Annotated in this window: 18 protein-coding genes; 6 read left to right on the forward strand and 12 right to left on the reverse strand. The window is 57.1% G+C overall.

Annotated features, from left to right (window positions below; genetic code table 11):
• Positions 1-2: 2 nt before the first annotated feature.
• On the reverse strand, positions 3-938 hold the full coding sequence (locus AC6I8F_RS22280; protein WP_346303522.1) for an ABC transporter permease: 936 nt from the start codon (positions 936-938) through the stop codon (positions 3-5).
• The gene (locus AC6I8F_RS22285) at positions 931-2,463 is read right to left on the reverse strand and encodes an ABC transporter substrate-binding protein (RefSeq protein ID WP_498028903.1); all 1,533 of its coding nucleotides are present in this window, start codon (positions 2,461-2,463) and stop codon (positions 931-933) included. The genes AC6I8F_RS22280 and AC6I8F_RS22285 overlap by 8 nt, the downstream gene beginning before the upstream one ends.
• A gap of 200 nt (positions 2,464-2,663) precedes the next feature.
• Between AC6I8F_RS22285 and AC6I8F_RS22290 the strand changes: the two genes are divergently transcribed.
• Complete coding sequence (locus AC6I8F_RS22290; RefSeq protein WP_021508848.1) at positions 2,664-2,849, forward strand: tautomerase family protein; 186 nt, start codon at positions 2,664-2,666, stop codon at positions 2,847-2,849.
• 12 nt (positions 2,850-2,861) lie between these two features.
• Here the strand turns inward: AC6I8F_RS22290 and AC6I8F_RS22295 are convergent, their stop codons facing one another.
• From AC6I8F_RS22295 to AC6I8F_RS22310, 4 genes are all read right to left on the reverse strand, one after another.
• Positions 2,862-3,620 carry an ABC transporter ATP-binding protein gene (locus tag AC6I8F_RS22295; RefSeq protein WP_498028904.1) on the reverse strand — a complete coding sequence of 253 codons (759 nt, stop codon included), beginning with the start codon at positions 3,618-3,620 and terminating at the stop codon, positions 2,862-2,864.
• Positions 3,617-4,648 (reverse strand): FecCD family ABC transporter permease, encoded by a 1,032-nt coding sequence (locus AC6I8F_RS22300; protein WP_166710565.1) that lies wholly within the window; start codon positions 4,646-4,648, stop codon positions 3,617-3,619. The genes AC6I8F_RS22295 and AC6I8F_RS22300 overlap by 4 nt, the downstream gene beginning before the upstream one ends.
• The gene (locus AC6I8F_RS22305) at positions 4,645-5,664 is read right to left on the reverse strand and encodes an ABC transporter substrate-binding protein (protein WP_498028905.1); all 1,020 of its coding nucleotides are present in this window, start codon (positions 5,662-5,664) and stop codon (positions 4,645-4,647) included. The genes AC6I8F_RS22300 and AC6I8F_RS22305 overlap by 4 nt, the downstream gene beginning before the upstream one ends.
• A 239-nt stretch (positions 5,665-5,903) precedes the next feature.
• Entirely contained in the window at positions 5,904-6,713 is an 810-nt protein-coding gene (locus AC6I8F_RS22310; protein ID WP_498028906.1) for an SDR family NAD(P)-dependent oxidoreductase, read from the reverse strand.
• Positions 6,714-6,758: 45 nt separating this feature from the next.
• On the opposite strand from AC6I8F_RS22310, the gene AC6I8F_RS22315 reads away from it, so the two are divergent.
• Complete coding sequence (locus AC6I8F_RS22315; protein WP_072208581.1) at positions 6,759-7,148, forward strand: winged helix-turn-helix transcriptional regulator; 390 nt, start codon at positions 6,759-6,761, stop codon at positions 7,146-7,148.
• An 82-nt stretch (positions 7,149-7,230) separates the two neighbouring features.
• Here AC6I8F_RS22315 and AC6I8F_RS22320 read toward each other — a convergent pair whose 3' ends face one another.
• Positions 7,231-7,638 (reverse strand): winged helix-turn-helix transcriptional regulator, encoded by a 408-nt coding sequence (locus tag AC6I8F_RS22320; protein WP_288444923.1) that lies wholly within the window; start codon positions 7,636-7,638, stop codon positions 7,231-7,233.
• 84 nt (positions 7,639-7,722) lie between these two features.
• Between AC6I8F_RS22320 and AC6I8F_RS22325 the strand changes: the two genes are divergently transcribed.
• Together AC6I8F_RS22325 and AC6I8F_RS22330 are read left to right on the forward strand one after the other, a co-directional pair.
• Positions 7,723-8,661, forward strand: a complete 939-nt coding sequence (locus AC6I8F_RS22325; protein WP_498028907.1) for an aromatic alcohol reductase — start codon at positions 7,723-7,725, stop codon at positions 8,659-8,661.
• 389 nt (positions 8,662-9,050) lie between these two features.
• Positions 9,051-10,823 (forward strand): methyl-accepting chemotaxis protein, encoded by a 1,773-nt coding sequence (locus AC6I8F_RS22330; RefSeq protein ID WP_223815660.1) that lies wholly within the window; start codon positions 9,051-9,053, stop codon positions 10,821-10,823.
• 75 nt (positions 10,824-10,898) lie between these two features.
• Here the strand turns inward: AC6I8F_RS22330 and AC6I8F_RS22335 are convergent, their stop codons facing one another.
• Together AC6I8F_RS22335 and AC6I8F_RS22340 are read right to left on the reverse strand one after the other, a co-directional pair.
• Positions 10,899-11,789 (reverse strand): EamA family transporter, encoded by an 891-nt coding sequence (locus AC6I8F_RS22335; protein WP_498028908.1) that lies wholly within the window; start codon positions 11,787-11,789, stop codon positions 10,899-10,901.
• A complete protein-coding gene (locus AC6I8F_RS22340) occupies positions 11,786-12,997 on the reverse strand; it encodes an MFS transporter (RefSeq protein WP_498028909.1) in 1,212 nt (403 codons plus the stop codon). Before AC6I8F_RS22340 ends, AC6I8F_RS22335 begins: the two co-directional genes overlap by 4 nt.
• Before the next feature lie 127 nt (positions 12,998-13,124).
• Here AC6I8F_RS22340 and AC6I8F_RS22345 point away from each other — a divergent pair, with 127 nt between their 5' ends.
• Positions 13,125-13,610, forward strand: coding sequence for a winged helix-turn-helix transcriptional regulator (locus AC6I8F_RS22345; protein WP_058781018.1), 486 nt, complete (start codon positions 13,125-13,127; stop codon positions 13,608-13,610).
• Between the two features lie 19 nt (positions 13,611-13,629).
• Here the strand turns inward: AC6I8F_RS22345 and AC6I8F_RS22350 are convergent, their stop codons facing one another.
• From AC6I8F_RS22350 to AC6I8F_RS22360, 3 genes are all read right to left on the reverse strand, one after another.
• Entirely contained in the window at positions 13,630-13,941 is a 312-nt protein-coding gene (locus AC6I8F_RS22350; protein ID WP_058758957.1) for a hypothetical protein, read from the reverse strand.
• A 214-nt stretch (positions 13,942-14,155) separates the two neighbouring features.
• Positions 14,156-14,449, reverse strand: a complete 294-nt coding sequence (locus AC6I8F_RS22355; protein ID WP_223815658.1) for an EthD family reductase — start codon at positions 14,447-14,449, stop codon at positions 14,156-14,158.
• Between the two features lie 21 nt (positions 14,450-14,470).
• On the reverse strand, positions 14,471-15,217 hold the full coding sequence (locus AC6I8F_RS22360; protein WP_394517577.1) for an SDR family NAD(P)-dependent oxidoreductase: 747 nt from the start codon (positions 15,215-15,217) through the stop codon (positions 14,471-14,473).
• 119 nt (positions 15,218-15,336) lie between these two features.
• Between AC6I8F_RS22360 and AC6I8F_RS22365 the strand changes: the two genes are divergently transcribed.
• Positions 15,337-16,191 (forward strand): LysR family transcriptional regulator, encoded by an 855-nt coding sequence (locus AC6I8F_RS22365; RefSeq protein WP_058758955.1) that lies wholly within the window; start codon positions 15,337-15,339, stop codon positions 16,189-16,191.
• Positions 16,192-16,202 lie beyond the last annotated feature (11 nt).

The following is a 16,202-nucleotide window of genomic DNA, read 5'->3' on the forward strand; positions in this document are numbered from 1 at the left end:
CTTCATGCGCGCGCCCCCCGGGGATCGAGCAGATGACAACCGGCATCCACCAGCATGTTCAGCAGGACAAACAGCAGGCCGAGCGTCATGGCACTGGCCTGAATTACCGGCACGTCACGCGCAAAAATGGCGTGCACCAGAGCGTGACCGATCCCCGGCCACGCAAACAGGGTTTCCACCACCACCACGCCTTCCACCAGCCAGACAAACTGCATGCCAAACCACGTCAGCACCGGCGCGCTCAGATTACGCAGGCCGTGACGCAGCAGCAGGCGCGCGGGTGACAGTCCCTTTTGCGCTCCCCAGCGATAGTAGCCGGACGACACCACCTGCCAGGTGGCTTCGCGCACCACGCGCACGCCGACAGCCGTCAGCGACAATGCCAGCGTCAGTGCCGGCAACAGGAAATGGCGCAGCTCGCCGTGACCGGCGCTCGGCAGCCAGTCGAGTTGCAGCGCGAACAGCAGGATCAGCAGCATGCCGAGTGCAAAATGCGGCACCGATTTCAGCAAGGCGGTCAGCCAGAACAGCGCACGGTCAAGCCGGCCGTTGGCATGGCAACCGGCCCAGATGCCGAGCGGCAGCGTCAGTAGTAACGCCAGCAGCAGCGAGACGCCCGCCAGCGCCAGCGTCTGGCCCAGCTGCCAGCGCAGCTCATCCATCACCGGCTCACCGGAAACCAGCGAGCGGCCAAAGTTAAACTGCAGCAGATCGAAGAGCCAGTGCATCAACGCACTGCCGCCGTTAAGCGCGCCGTTCAGCTCCTGCTGTACCCGCGCCACCGCGTCGGCATCGACGCGATCGTAACCATAGCGCCCCGAGGCGATACGCCACGCCATGTCGCCCGGCAGCGCCTGCACCAGCAGCCAGGTCAGTAATCCTACCGCCAGCACCACGAACAGCGCCTGCGCCATGCGCCAGCTGAGTTGTTTAATCATGGCTCCCCCAGTGCATCTGGCGCAGGCCGAAGTGGCGTTCAAACGGATCGAGTTTGACGCCCTGCAGCTGGCTGTTAACCGCCGCCGACTGCTGATACCAGGCCAGCGGAATCACCGGCAGTTCCTGTTGCAGCGCGCGGGTGATGACGCTGCGCGCCCCGGCGCGGGCTGCGCCATCGGTGGATTGCGTCAGCGTGTGGAGCGCCGCGTCGAAGCCTGCCGCATGCCAGTTCATCGCCCCCCAGTCACCGCCGTGGGTGCCATAATCCTGCAGCAGCGTTCCGGTCGGATCGGGCGTCAGGGCAAAATTACGCGCAAACAGCGCCAGCTGCAGACGGTTGTTGTGGTGCTGCGCCGGGATCTCGCTGGCGTTGGTCGCGTTGATTCGCACGTCTATGCCGACCTGACGCAGCTGCTGCTGAATCACCATCGCCATCAGCGGCAGCTCAGGGCGATCGGGATAGGTCAGCAGCGTCAGGCTGAAGCGCTGGCCGTTGCGTGTCAGTACGCCATCCGCGCCGCGTTGCCAGCCGGCCGACTGTAATAACTGAGCAGCCTGCTGCGGCTGATAGTGCAGCGGCGTGAGTGCCGGGTTGTGCCACTCTGCCATGTTAGGGGGAAACAGCTGGCTGGCTGCGCCCGGATAACGCAGCACCGCCTGCGCCAGCGCGTTGCGATCGATCGCCATGCTGATCGCCTCACGCACCGGCAGTTCCGCCAGCAGCGGATCGACCAGATTAAGCTTCAGCATCAACGTGCGCGGCACCGGAATCGCCGGGATGTGCAGCGACGCTTTGCGTGCCAGCCGCTGCCGGCTGGCGGCATCAAGGTTAAACACGTAATCTGCATCACCGCTTTCTGCCAGCAGCGCACGGGTTTCCGCGCGGCCGGTCGCCAGATAGCTGGCGGCGGCAATCGCCGGTTTCTCGCCCCAGTAATCCGCGAAGCGCGCCACCGTCAGCGACTGCGGCGGCTGGAAGGAAGTGAGCGTAAACGGCCCGCTGCCAATAATGCGCGTGATGTTGCCCTGCGCATCCCAGCTGGCCAGTGCGAGGATTTGCGAGCGGCTTTCCGCCAGGACCGACAGCAGCGGCGTGAAGGGTTCACGCAGCGTGATGGTGACAAGCTGCCCTGCCCCGCTGATGTCGGCGATTGGCGTTTTGTCCAGTAAGCCCGCTTTGCCGCGTGCGGTGTTGAGTGATTTCACCACGGCAACCGCATCCAGCAGCGAGCCATCGTGAAAATGCACGCCGTCGCGCAGCTGGAACTGCCAGCGCAGCCCATCGTCAGAGACCTGCCAGCGCTGCGCCAGCGCCGCCACCGGCTCACCGCGTTCGTTCACTTCTACCAGCGTTTCAACCACATCCATGCGCAACAGAATGTCGCCGGAGAGCGCCGGATCGCTGCCTTTAATTTCAAACGGTGCGGCAATCCGCACCGGTTTTTCGGGGGTGCTCGCCGCCACAACGGCGCAGGAAGCCAGGCCGAGCGCCGCAGCGATCAGCAAATTTTGCATTGATTTCATTAAATTTTCCGAATAAACCGTTACACTATCATCGAATCAATTACGTTATAACATAACAATTCACACTTTAACACACGGTGATTGCAGGGAATTCGTCAGGCGCTTGTTGCCTTTTAACCGTCGCGACAGGTTAACGCTGCGCGCGGCAGCGTGGCTGAGGTATGCTTGAGAAGAACTCTAACCCGTGAGGAAACGCCGTTATGCCAGAGATTGTCGTTTATGCTGCGGAAGGCCGTAGCGTTGAGCAGAAGAAAAAGTTACTCAAAGCCATCACCCAGGCGGTGGTGGATTCGTTTGAGATCGATGCTGATGTGGTCACCGTGTCGATTATCGAAACGCCGAAGCATCATAAATCCAAGGGCGGCGTGCCGTTCGACGAACGTTAAGATCAGCCCGGTTCAGGCGTACTGAATATTCATGGTGCCGCGCTCGCTGCGGTTGACGATGGCCTCGACCTGCCACGTCCGCTGAATCAGGGCAGGCGTCAGCACGGCGGCGGGCTCACCGCTCGCCACCACTTGCCCTTGCTGCAGCACCACCAGATGCTGGCAAAATTTTGCCGCCAGATTCAGGTCGTGCAGGGCCACAATCACCGTGACCGGCAGTGCGGCAATCAGCCGCATTAGCTCAAGCTGAAACTGAATATCCAGATGGTTAATCGGCTCATCCAGCAACAGAATATCCGGCTGCTGCGCAAGCGCACGCGCGATCTGGCAGCGCTGGCGTTCGCCACCGGACAGGCGCTGCCACGACCGCCCGGCCAGCGCATCCAGTTTCATCAGCGACAGCGCGTGCTGCACCGCCGTTTCATCTGCCATCCGCCATGGGCTGAACGCGTTGCGATGCGGCGCCCGTCCCAGACGCACGATGTCGCTGACGCACATCTCAGCTTCCATTTCGGCATGCTGCGGCACGAAGGCCAGCGTACGGGCACGCTGCCGCCGGCTGAGTTGGTTCAGCCGCGTGCCGCCCATCTCCAGCCCGTCATAAGCACAGGGCTGAACGCCCGCCAGCGCACGGATTAGCGTCGATTTGCCCGAGCCATTAGGGCCGAGCAACCCGACCGTTTGTCCCCGCTGCGCCGCAAAACTGATGTCAGATAACACGCTGCGCGCCTGTAGCATCACGCTCAGTTTATCCACCGCGACATACTTCATGATTTCTCCCGGTTGCGATACAGAATCAGGGCGAACACCGGGGCGCCGACTAACGCCGTCACCACGCCTATTGGCAGCACCTGATGGGTGATTAACGTGCGCGATACCAGGTCGGCAATCACCATGAAATGGCAGCCGCCCAGGAATGCGAGCGGAATCGTCACCAGATGACGCGGCCCGGCAATCATGCGGGTGATATGCGGGATCACCAGCCCGACAAAACCGACCGCACCAATCGCGCTGACAATCACCGCCGTCACTAACGCAGTGGTCAGCAGTAATACGATGCGCACCGCTGAAACCTGCGTGCCGAGTGTCGCGGAGACTTCCGCTCCAAATGAGAAGGTATCCAGCGCGCGCGCATGGTAGAGCACAGTCAGCAGACCGGCGAGGGTTACGGCAAAACACAGTAATGCATCTGCCCAGCGTACACCGCTCAGGCTGCCGAGCAGCCAGAACATCACGCCGCGCGACTGCTCTGCATTGGCCGCCGTGCTGACAATGTAAGCGGTCAGCGCATTAAATAATTGCGTCCCGGCAATACCGGCCAGAATGATGCGCGCGGTGTTTTCCCGCATGCCGCCGGAGAGCAGAACAATCAGCATAAATGCAAGACAGGCACCGCCAAACGCGCCGGCACCGGTGGTGATGGCGCCGCCGCCGATGCCAAGCAGCATCACGCACACCGCGCCGGTTGATGCGCCGGCGGAAATCCCCAGCAGATAAGGGTCGGCCAGCGAATTGCGCAGCAACGACTGCAACACCAGCCCACACAGTGCCAGCCCGCCGCCGCTGCTCGCCGCCATCAGCGCGCGGCTCATGCGGTATTGCCAGACGATGCCGGCTTCCAGCGCCGGCAGGTCGTAATGCGTGATGCCAAGACCATTGGTGATGGCCTGCGCGGTCAGGGTAAAGCTGATCGCGACATCGCCGGTCGCCGCGGCCAGCGTCATCATCACCGGCAGGCTGAGCGCGCCCGCAGCAATCAGCAGGCCGGTGCGCCAGTAACAGACAGTATGAGCGCTCATCGGGCAGGTGCGAAAGCAGCGATCTGCTGACCGATCAGCTCCACGGCCTCTACGTTGCGCAACGAGGGATTCAGTGACATGGCCGGTACCACCACAATGTGGCCGTTTTTCACCGCTGGCATTTCACGCGTCACCGGATCGCTTTGCAGAAAGTGTTTTTTAACCGCGACGTCATCGGCGGGATAGAGCCGCCGCGCCATGCTGGCAATAACGATGATGTCCGGCTGCGCGGAGACAATGTGCTCCCAGGTGACCGCCGGCCACTCTTCGTCTGAATCGATAATGTTAGTCAGACCGAGCGTCTGGCTGATCCAGCCCGGTGCCCCTTTATTGCCGGCGACCCAGGGATCGCCTTTCAGGCGCGGGCTGGAAAACCAGTAAACCACCTTCAGCGGCGCTGACGGCGATTTGTGCAGCTGCTGCTGAACCTGTGCTATACGAGCGGCCAGCTGCTGTTTGAGCGCTTCGCCACGCGCCGGCACATCAAAAATGCGCGCCAGCGCGGTGATTTCCGCAAAGATCACCTCGATCCCATACGGTGTGGTGCGTGCACCGTCGCTATTGGACGTGGTGGTGACGGCTTTGCCGATGCAGTCGGCAGGCGAAATCCAGGTTCGGATGCCGAGCTGTTCAAACTGTTCACGCGTGGCGACTTCACCCTGCGGCCCGACGTGCCAGCTGTACTGCGCCAGCACCAGCTCCGGGCGCTGCGCCACCACCGCTTCAAAGCCTGGGGCGTTATCGGCCAGCCGTTTAAGCTGGCTGCCCTGCCCTTGCAAATCGGCGGGCAGCGCGCCAAACCACACCGAGGTTGCGGCAATTTTATCTGCCAGACCGAGCGCCAGCAGCAGTTCCGTTTCATGCTGGCCAACGGTGACGACACGCGCAGGCGGATGAGCGAAGGTCTCTTTGACACCGCAGTTATCAACGGTGAGCGGATAGTTACTGGCATTAGCATTGAATACAGGAAGCGACAGCAGCGCCGCAATAATCAGGGAGAGCGAGTTTTTCATCATGGTACTTTCATTGTTACGTTATAACATAACAATATGCATGACCAGGCGTGGACTGTCAATAAACAGGATTGGGCATACCGACCGGAACTGCGCGCATCATGAAGAGGATGACGTTAGGGTATAAGCAAGGCTGCAACAGCAGCCTGCCCAGTTCTGATGATTAAATAGGCTCTGATGATGCCATCGAATGAAGTAGTAGCTGAAACAGAGATTTTATTCAGGATGTTGTGCGGCTGGCTTTAAAGTCCGGGCCACATACCGCCATCAAGCCTTAAATTTGAACCCGTTATGTAACCCGACAACGGGCTGGCCAGAAAGGTGATGGCGTCCGCTATTTCTTTGAGCGTCCCTACGCGCGCCATGGGCACATTGGCATACAGGGGCAATACGGCCTGTTCAATATCTTCCCATGGCGCGTCAGCTGAAAGCCCTGCATCTTTGGCCGTTTGACGAAATGCTTTTTCCAGGCTTGCACTATGAATAGTACCCGGTGAGAGAGTATTTACGGTTACGCCATCGTGTGCGACCGCTTTTGCCAGCGATGAGGTCATGGCAATAATCCCTGCTTTAGCAGCAGCATAATCCGGACGCCTGGCGGGAGGCATCAACGCTGCCAGGCTCGAAATATTAATGATTCTGCCCCATTTTTGTTCACGCATCCCAGGAAGAAAAAGATTAATGACACGTAAGGCTGAAAGGACATTTTTATCATACCCAGCCGCCCAGGTTTCTGGCAAAAAAGACGTCCAGTCCTCTGTGGGGCCGGAGCCACCCGCATTATTAACAACAATATCAACGGATTGTACAAGCGAACAGACTTGCTGATAAAGCAGTTGAATATCTGCCTCACGGGTTAAATCTCCCGTTACTGCGTATGCTTGTCCACCTTGCTTTAAGATATCGCTGGCGATATTTTCAGCTTTAGCTGGATCCCGGCCATGTATAATAACGCGGGTGCCTTCAGCGGCAAGCCCTCTGGCTACCGCTTCTCCAATACCTTTGGTGCTACCCGTTATCAGAGCAATTTTGCCGTCGAGTTTCAGATCCATTACTGTTCTCCAGAATACGTGAAAAATCTATTGGAAAATAAACTGATGAATGAATCAATTACGCACCTGAAAGTGCCTGTAGGCGATGATGAGAAAACACGTTGTCTCGGACCAGAAGGTTCGGTCGCTTATGTCACGCAATGTTTAACTATTATTTCCGGCAGATGGACACTGCAGATTTTATTCAGGTTATTTGCGGAGCCTGCGATGCGTCACTCGCAATTCATGAAGAGTATGCCGGAGATATCGCATAAAGTCCTGACTCAACATCTGCGCAAGCTTGAACGTGATGGGCTGATAACCCGCACTGATTTTGGTGAACTGCCCCCGCGTGTTGAATACGCACTCACGCGTGCAGGCCATAATCTGATGCCCGTGCTGCTCTCAATGCGTGAATTCTCACGAGACAACCTGCCAAAACCGGGACAGGATTAATAGTGCAAAAAAATTGCACTATTGGCAGCAGGGAAATAATCACGCATCCTCAGCAAGGTCGTCATCACGCAATTTAATGCCATTACTGAGGAGGAGTATCAAACGTAATTCTGCTTTGCTTAAAATAGTCGGCCGACGAAATAATCCACGCCCAGAGCGGCATCATTTTCATCATCATTTCTTCGCCCGCGTCCGTGGCCGTATAGACGACACGCGGTACTTTTTCCTGATAATCACAACGGGAAATAAGGCCGTCACGCTCAAGCGTACGCAGTGTGCGTGTCAGCATTCGTTGCGTGACGCCATGGAGTAAACGACCAATTTCTGCATGGCGCAACGGTCCATGGGTGACCAGAATATGCAATATACCCAGCGACCAGCGATTGCCGGCGTGTGAAAGAATTTCACGCTTTAATGTTTCATCATCGTGACTCAACGCCTCACAAAATTGTCTGGAAAACTGCAGCAGGGCTTCGCGATTGGGTTCCATCTCTCCTCCGGTATCACGGGTGTACCTGATTGAATCAGGGTTTGTCCGCTGTCAGGATGACGGATATAACCTAAGGAGACAAGCATGCTACCCGTTGATCAACATGTCGAAAATATTCTTATCCTCGGCGCAGGAGAATTAGGCATGGCGGTGTTAAACGCCATGGCTAAAAAAGTGCAGCAGCATCCTCTGATCAAAATAAATGTATTACTCAGAAGCGAGGCTGCACATGCCACGTCCGGCCCACTTAAAACCCGGCTGGATGCGCTGCAAAAGCTAAATATCACCGTTGTGGAAGGCGACCTGCAGAAAAATAGCCTGAGCGAACTCTCAGCATTATTTCGCACTTATGATGCCATCATTAATTGCAGTGGTTTTGTCGGCGGGCCGGGAACACAGCTCAGAATCACTCAGGCCGTGCTCAAGGCGGGTGTCGCCCGCTATTTTCCCTGGCAGTTTGGCGTGGATTATGACGTTATCGGCAAAGAGAGTGGGCAACCGGTGTGGGATGAGCAGCTTGAAGTGCGCCACCTGCTGCGCGCCCAAAGCAACACTGACTGGGTAATTGTTTCGACCGGTATTTTTACCAGCTATCTGTTTGAACCCGATTTTGGCGTGATCGATGCCGGGAATAAAACGGTTTATGCCCTCGGTGACTGGAACTATGCCCTGACACTCACCACGCCAGACGACATCGGGCAGCTGACAGCCGATATCTTCTTTCATCAGCCCGCTTTTCAGAACGACATTGTTTATATTGCTGGCGATACGCTGACTTACGCAGAGCTGGCTGACCTGATGCAATCTCACTGGAAAAGCGCGGTCAGGCGAGTATTACTTAGCCGGGAAAGGCTAAGGGAAAATGCAGAACGTCATCCCCATGACACTGGCGCGGCCTACCGGCTGGCCTTTGCCCGTCCGGACGGTGTGGCATGGCCTAAACAGGAAACGTTTAACTACCGCGAGCACATTGCCACCACCAGCGCCGCTCAGTGGCTGACGAATCAGCCAGCGGATTCCTGAGGATTTCAGGCGTAGCGGAATGTCCTCAGGCGCAACGCCTGGCCTGAGGGCTATCGGGCCATTCGCCTGAAATCCCGGCGCTTTGACAAACCGGCAGGTTGCGTCAATACTTTCCCCCGCACCGCTATCCGCCAAAATCAGTACCAGCATAAAACAGAAAATTCGAGCTCCCCGCCTGCCCTACCGTTGCAACCCTTCCCCTAGCATAGCTCATCTAATAAATTCAGGTGATTATATGTTTTTTAATTATTTTAATTGAAATTAACCATCTCCCTGCCGATAACGCCATTGCCATCAGGCAAAAGCGTGGACAACAACAACCAGGGAGATTCACCTTAATGAAAAAAATACGTGTTTTTTTGGAAGATATCAGAGTCAGCAGAAAACTCATGCTCGGGTTTGGTGTGCTGCTTATCCTCAGCATTGCTGTAGCTTCCTGTGGCATCAAAAACCTGCACGACATCGCGGAACGTGCGGAAAAACTCAGCCAGTTGAAAGGCATTAACGATCAGTTCGCGCAGGCTAAAGATGCCCGCCTCCAATACGTAAAAACCCACGATGAAAAATTCATTGCCGACAACGAATCGCGACTGCAGGCGATTGAGGGCAGTATCAACCAGCTGAAAACCTGGCGATGGGATAGCGCGCAGACCGCGCTGATTGCCTCTCTGCCGGCTGCGATGAACCTTTATCGTCAGCATCGTGCAGAAACGGTGAACGAAGTGCATAAGCGCCAGAGCATTCTGCAGGCGCTGCGCTTCAGTGACGAAACCACGGCGGTTGCCGCGCTGGCCAGAAACTACGTCAGCACACAGCAGGATACGGCAACCGCGCTCAATGAAATCGCTAAATATCTGAATGGTATCAGTATTCGTGTAAAGCTGATGGCGCTGGACAACAGTGAGGAAAACCGTCTGGCTTTGTCAGGCTTTATAGCTGAAACGATTCAACTCATTGACCAGGCTCGACCACGCCTGAGCGCTGATGACAGCAACGCGCTGGATAAAATTGCCGTAACGCTGGCGGCCAGACGCGACAGCGTGCAGGACTACAACGCCTCCGCGGAAGAAGAAGTGGAAGCGACCCGCCAGCTTGCCATCGCGGGCCTGCATCTGACTAATACCAGTAATCAATTATTTACCCAGCAGCTGGCCGCCACGCACCAGGATATCGCCCGGGCAATCCTGTGGATGTCGCTGATCCTGGCGGCGGCTGTGGTAATCAGCATTCTGATTGCGGTGTTTATCACCCGGCAGATTACCCGTCCTTTAGCGGTAACACTGAACGTCGCGCGGCAGATTGCGCAGGGAGACTTGAGCGTACAGCTGCAAACTTCGCGTAAGGACGAACTGGGCGAGCTGATGCAGGCGGTCGGTGAGATGAGCAACGATCTGCGCGGCATCATTGGTAACATTCGCAGCGGCGTGATGCAGGTCAGCCACGCTTCCGCAGAAATTGCTGCAGGCAATAACGATCTTTCCGCCCGCACCGAGGAGCAGGCGGCCGCGCTGGAGCAAACGGCAGCCAGCATGGAGCAGTTAACCGCTACCGTGAAGCAGAACGTGGAAAACATTCATCACTCCAGCGAACTGGCGCGTGCCACTTCGGAGAAGGCCAATCAGGGCGGCTCGCTGGTCAAAGGCGTGGTTGAAACCATGGACCAGATCAGCGCCAGCTCCGGCAAAATCGCCGAAATCACCACCGTCATTAACAGCATTGCTTTCCAGACCAATATCCTGGCGTTAAACGCAGCAGTAGAAGCAGCGCGCGCCGGTGAGCAGGGACGCGGCTTTGCCGTGGTCGCCAGCGAGGTGCGCAGTCTGGCGCAGCGCAGCGCTCAGGCGGCCAAAGAGATCGAAACCCTGATTGGCGAATCGGTGGCGCGTATCAGCAGTGGTTCACAGCTGGTGGGTCAGGCCGGTAAAACCATGGATGAAATTGTGCATTCCGTTGGCAACGTAACCAGCATCCTCGCCGAAATCGCGCAGGCATCCGATGAGCAGAATCGCGGCATTTCGCAGGTCGGCGTCGCTATCGTTCAGATGGACAGCGTGACGCAGCAGAACGCCGCGCTGGTGCAGGAATCATCGGCCGCCGCCAGCGCACTGCGCGATCAGGCGTCGACACTGGAAGGCTCAGTCGCGCGTTTCGTGGTGCAGTAAGCGGATTTTCACTGACAGAGAGAGCGGGCGGGATGCCCGCTCTTGTCGGATCACGGCTCATCAGCGGGCTGCTGATCACAGCGAATCCGATTGCGGAATGAAATAACGTTTGATGCGTTGTCCATATAACCCAACCGCCAGCCCGGTAATAATCAGTACCAGCGCCACGATTTTCATCGGAGAAATAGCTTCACCAAATATCATCATCGAACCGAGAATGCCGAATACCGGCACCAGCAGCGATAATGGCGCGACGGTGGAGACAGGATACTGTTTAAGCAATGAATTCCAGATCCAGTAGCCTAATAACGTATTGGGGTAGACCTGAAACAGAATGGACAATATCGCATGGGTATCCATATGGCTGATTAATGCGCTGTAGCCCGCGCTGCCATTAATTAATCCGTCCAGCAGAAAAAGCGGAAGCGGCGAAAAGGCGCTCGACCAGACCAGAAACGCGAATACCTGCTTCGTGCCGGCTTTTTTCATGATGATATTGGCAATACTCCAGGCTATGGCGCCTGCCAGCACCAGCAGCAACCCGGCAAACATCACCGAGCCGTCGGTAATAAACACAATGCTCATCAATCCGCTGCACGCCAGCACAAAGCCAGCGATCTGATAGCGGCTGAGCTGTTCTTTGAACACATAACTGCCGAGCAGCAGAGTGAAAAAGGCACTGAACTGCAGCACCAGCGAGGCGATCCCCGCCGACAGCCCGGTTTTTATCCCCAGATTCACCAGGCCCCACAAGCCAATGCCGAATACCAAGCCGTAACCAATAAGGTAGCGCCACGGGACGTCAGGTTTTTTAATAAAGAAGAGCGCCGGGATGGCACACAACGTAAAACGCAGCCCTGCCAGAATAAACGGATCGATGGCGTGCAGCCCTAATTTAATCACCGAAAAATTAATGCCCCAGATGGCGGTAATACCGATGGCCAGCAGCAGGTGTGATAATTTCATGATTGACGTGTTCCATACCAGAGAATAAGTGCGCAGGCACTGACCAGTGCCCCGCCGCCGCACACGGCATACCATCCCCAGTGCGCATAGAGTTGGGTGGCAGCAATAGCGCCCAGCGCGCTGCCTGCCGCATAAAAACACATATAGGCACCGATAAGCCGGCTGGTGATAGCGGGTTTGCCGGCAATCAGCATGCTCTGGTTGATGACATGCACCGTCTGCACGGCGAAATCCAGCATGATCACACCAATAACCAGCAACAATAATGAGGCCTGCGCGAAGGCGATCGGGAGCCACGAGAGCGTTAATAAAACCAGTGCGCATCCGCTGGCGCGCTGCCCGGTTCCCCTGCCAGCCCAGGCGCCACTTCTGGAAGCCGCCAGCGCTCCGGCTATTCCAGCCAGACCAAACAGCCCTGTTTGCGTATGGGAAAGCGACATGGCCGTGAGCGGCAAAACCATGGAACTCCACAACATGCTGAACGCGGCAAAAATCAGCAGAGCCAGCGCGCCACGCTGACGCAGCAAAGGCTCGGTGACAAAAAGACGCGGGACAGACCCCAGCAGCCCGGCCACGGAAGTGGCTGTGTTCTGCGGACCGGCAGCAGGTATCACTTTCACCAGCAGCACGGTAATCAGCAGCATCAGCGCGGCTGAGGTCATATACACCGCCCGCCAGCCGGCGATATCGGCGATGATGCCAGAGACCAGCCGCGCCAGCAGTATGCCCATGACGATGCCACTGGTGACGCTGCCTACCACCTTGCCACGCTGAGCCGGTGCCGACAGGATAGCGGCCCACGCCACCACGGTTTGCGTCACCACCGCCATCAGCCCCACCAGCAGCATCGCCACCAGCAGCGCCAGCAAACTCTCTGCTAACGCCGCCGCGATCAGGGCCAGCACCGACAGCAGCAGGTGCGTGACCACCAGCTTTTTGCGATCAAAGCGATCGCCGAGCGGCACCAGCAAGAACAATCCCATGGCATAACCCGCCTGCGTTGCCGTGATGACCAGGCCGATGGTGCCGGGCGAAACCAGCAGCGTTGCGGAGATGGATTCCAGCAATGGCTGCGCAGAATAGACATTGCCGACAGCCAGCGCGCAGGTCAGTGAGAACAGAAAAATGATGTGAGGCGACAGCACTGAGGTCGTCGCTGGCGAAAGAGGCGCCTCAGAGGTTGCAGGGGTATCACTGGTGCAAGTCATGTTGCATCCTTATGTGGTTTTTTTTTGAAACCGATTTATTCTATAAGTAGCAGCGGAGGTTTTTTTTTGCAACTTGTTTTACTGAAGGCTAAGCTGCCGTCAGTAAATCAGCAGAGTGAGAGAGAAGATGGCCAAACAGGAAGCGCTCAGAACCAGCGAATGCCCGGTCGCCCGGACCGTGGAGGTGATTGGCGAACGCTGGTGTCTGATGATCATCCGTGAAGCGTTTGATGATGTGCGCCGCTTCAGTGATTTCCAGAAAAACCTTGGACTGGCAAAAAATATCCTGGCGTCACGGCTGAAACTGCTGGTCGAAGTCGGTGTGCTTGAGAGTTGTCCGGCGTCAGATGGCAGCGCCTACAAGGAATATGTGCTGACCGAACGGGGACGAGCCGTCTTCCCAATCGTCGTGGCGATGCGCCAGTGGGGAGAGCGTTATTTATTTGAAAAAGGCGAGACACACTCGGTATTGCTGGATAACGCCAACGGCGAACCGTTACCTGAACTGGCCGTTTATTCTGCCCGGGGAGAACGGCTCGATCCCGCCGACTGTCATCGCCGGCGCGTCATAGCCGGTAATCGCGCTGATCAGGCTTCGTCGATCGTGAAATAACCGGGGTTTAGGCGTCGCATCAAACCGATCCCGCTTGTTCAATCACCAGCACCCGGGCTACACCCTGCGGATGTGCCACGTGTTCAGTGCCTTCGCTGGCATAAAAAATATCGCCGGTGGTTAATCGTTGGGTTCTCACTTCACCCGCTTGTTTGTAGAACATGTCAACGCAACCATCCATAACGGCAAACACCTCTTGTCCGTCATTGATATGCCATTTGTAGGGTTGATCGGTCCAGTGCAGTTTAACGCTGGTGTTATCAAAGCTGGCAATATGCTGAGACTCCCAGGCTTTGGAACCCGTAAATTCTCTGCTGCTGTAAAAATTCATGTTTGCGTCCTGTGTGCTGCTGCGGTGATAGCTCACACATGAAATAGCAAAAGGCAGCGCCACGTACCAGATTCAGGGATTGGTTTGTCCTGATTTGGCACCAGCGCGTCCCGTTTTTGCTGCCGGGATGCCTGCTTAATGCACAATGCGTTCATTAAGCAGGCTGTCAAACCGGTGAATGGAAGGCATAACCGCGCGGCGGCGTCGCTGCCGTTCAGAAGGGAATGAAATGGCTGCGAATCACCGTGGTGGCGTCGGTAAAATGCACCACATCTGCCATCACCCTTTTGGTTTGTTCGGACTCCAGCGCCCGGTTGACATCCTGCTGACAGCCAAACGTGTAAACACCGATGGAAAGCCAGCCGCTGCGGTCTGAAGCGGGATAGAACGCTTCCGCCGAAATGAGCCCATAATCCTGCCAGCACGCCAGCGCCAGCGGCAGGTGCGTGTGGGTATAATAGTCGCGGTCAAAGCGATGGGTTTCATCGCCGACACATACCACCATCATCTGATGCATCCTTTTCTCCCGTTAACGCATGCCGCCAGACGCCATCATCACCTCGCCCGTCACCCATCCGGCATCGTCGGAAGCGAGATAAGCCACAATCGGCGCAATATCCTGCACCTGGCCAATACGGCCAAGCGGCGTCTGGCTTTCGTTCCAGCGCTGAAACTCCGATCCCATCGCGCCGGTGCTGTGCGTGCCTTCGGTTTCGATTAACCCCGGATTGACCGCGTTGACGCGGATGCCGCGCGGGCCGAGTTCGCGCGCCAGCACGCCGGTAATGGCATCAATCGCGCCTTTGCTGCCGCTATAGATAGCGCTCTCCGCCAGAAATACCCGCGTTACAAATGAGCTGATATTAATAATGCTGCTGCCCTCGCCCAGATGTGGCACGGCGGCGCCCGTCACCAGCAGCGGCCCGAGCACATTGATGTCAAATTGCTTGCGATACAGCGCTTCGCTGCTCTCTTCGATCTTCGCAAACTGATACACGCCGGCATTGTTCACCACGATGTCCAGCCGGCCAAACTGCGCGAGGGTAGATTGAATGAGTGCCTCAACCTGCGACTGATCGGTGACATCCGCTGCCAGCGCCACCGCCGAGCCACCGGCGGCCTCAATAGCGGCGACCACCTTATCCGCCCCGTTTTTATCGGCGGCATAGTTGACGACGATCTTTGCGCCGTCGGCGGCCAGCTGGCGGGCAATCGCCGCACCAATGCCTTTAGATGCGCCGGTTACGAGGGCAACTTTGTCCTGAAGCTTTTTCATGTTCTGCAATCCTCAATCAGTTCAGTCTGTATGATGCCGTTATGGTGATAGCTACAAAGTTGTTTGAGAACTGCCATTTTTGTATATTCGACGTTCATTTTTGAACGGGGGCGAGCGCAATGGAATGGAGCGATGTACGGATCTTTCTGGCGGTGATGCGCAGCGGATCTTATGGCGAGGCCGCGCGCCGGCTCGGCGTCAGCCATCCGACCGTGGGTCGTCGCATTAAGGTGCTGGAAGCGCAGGCCCATCAGGCGCTGTTTCGCCGCACGCCGGATGGCCTGGTGTTAACCGATGCCGGTGACGCCGTGCTGGGCCTGGCGGAAAGTATGGAAAATGCTGCGCTGGCGATGGAGAGACGGCTTGCGGGCAATCACCCGCGACTGGAAGGCATTTTGCGCATCTCCTGTGCCGAGTGGTTTGCCACCGCCGTGCTGGCGCCGGTACTGAGCGAGCTGACACAGCGCCATCCCGCTATCGTGCCCGAAATTATCGCCAGCTACCGTTTGCTCAATCTGTCGCGACGCGACGCCGACGTGGCTTTTCGCATTGTGCCTTTTACCGAGCCGGATATTGTCCAGCGGCGCCTGATGAGCATGCCCTATGCGTTATACGGCACGCCTGAAAATGCCCGCGCATTGCAACACGACCCCGCCTCAGTGGGGCTGATCCTGATGAATACCGCACAAGCCCATTTTCCGGACGTCGTCTGGCTGCTCGATCAATTTCCACAGTCACGGCGGGCTTTTACCAGCACCAGCCGGGCGGTGCAGGCGCAGATGTGCCGGCGCGGCATGGGCGTGGCGGTGTTACCCCAGCCGCTGGGCGATGCCACCGCCGGACTGCAGCGGATTCCTACCCCACAGCCGCCGCCTTCACGCGATATCTGGGTAGGCTATCATCAGGATCTGCGGCACATGGATCGCCTGCGCGCCATGCTGGATATCGCCGATGCGCTGCTGATTGCGAAGTAACTGTAGCAGCA

The sequence above is a fragment of the gamma proteobacterium symbiont of Axiagastus rosmarus genome (assembly GCF_059730925.1).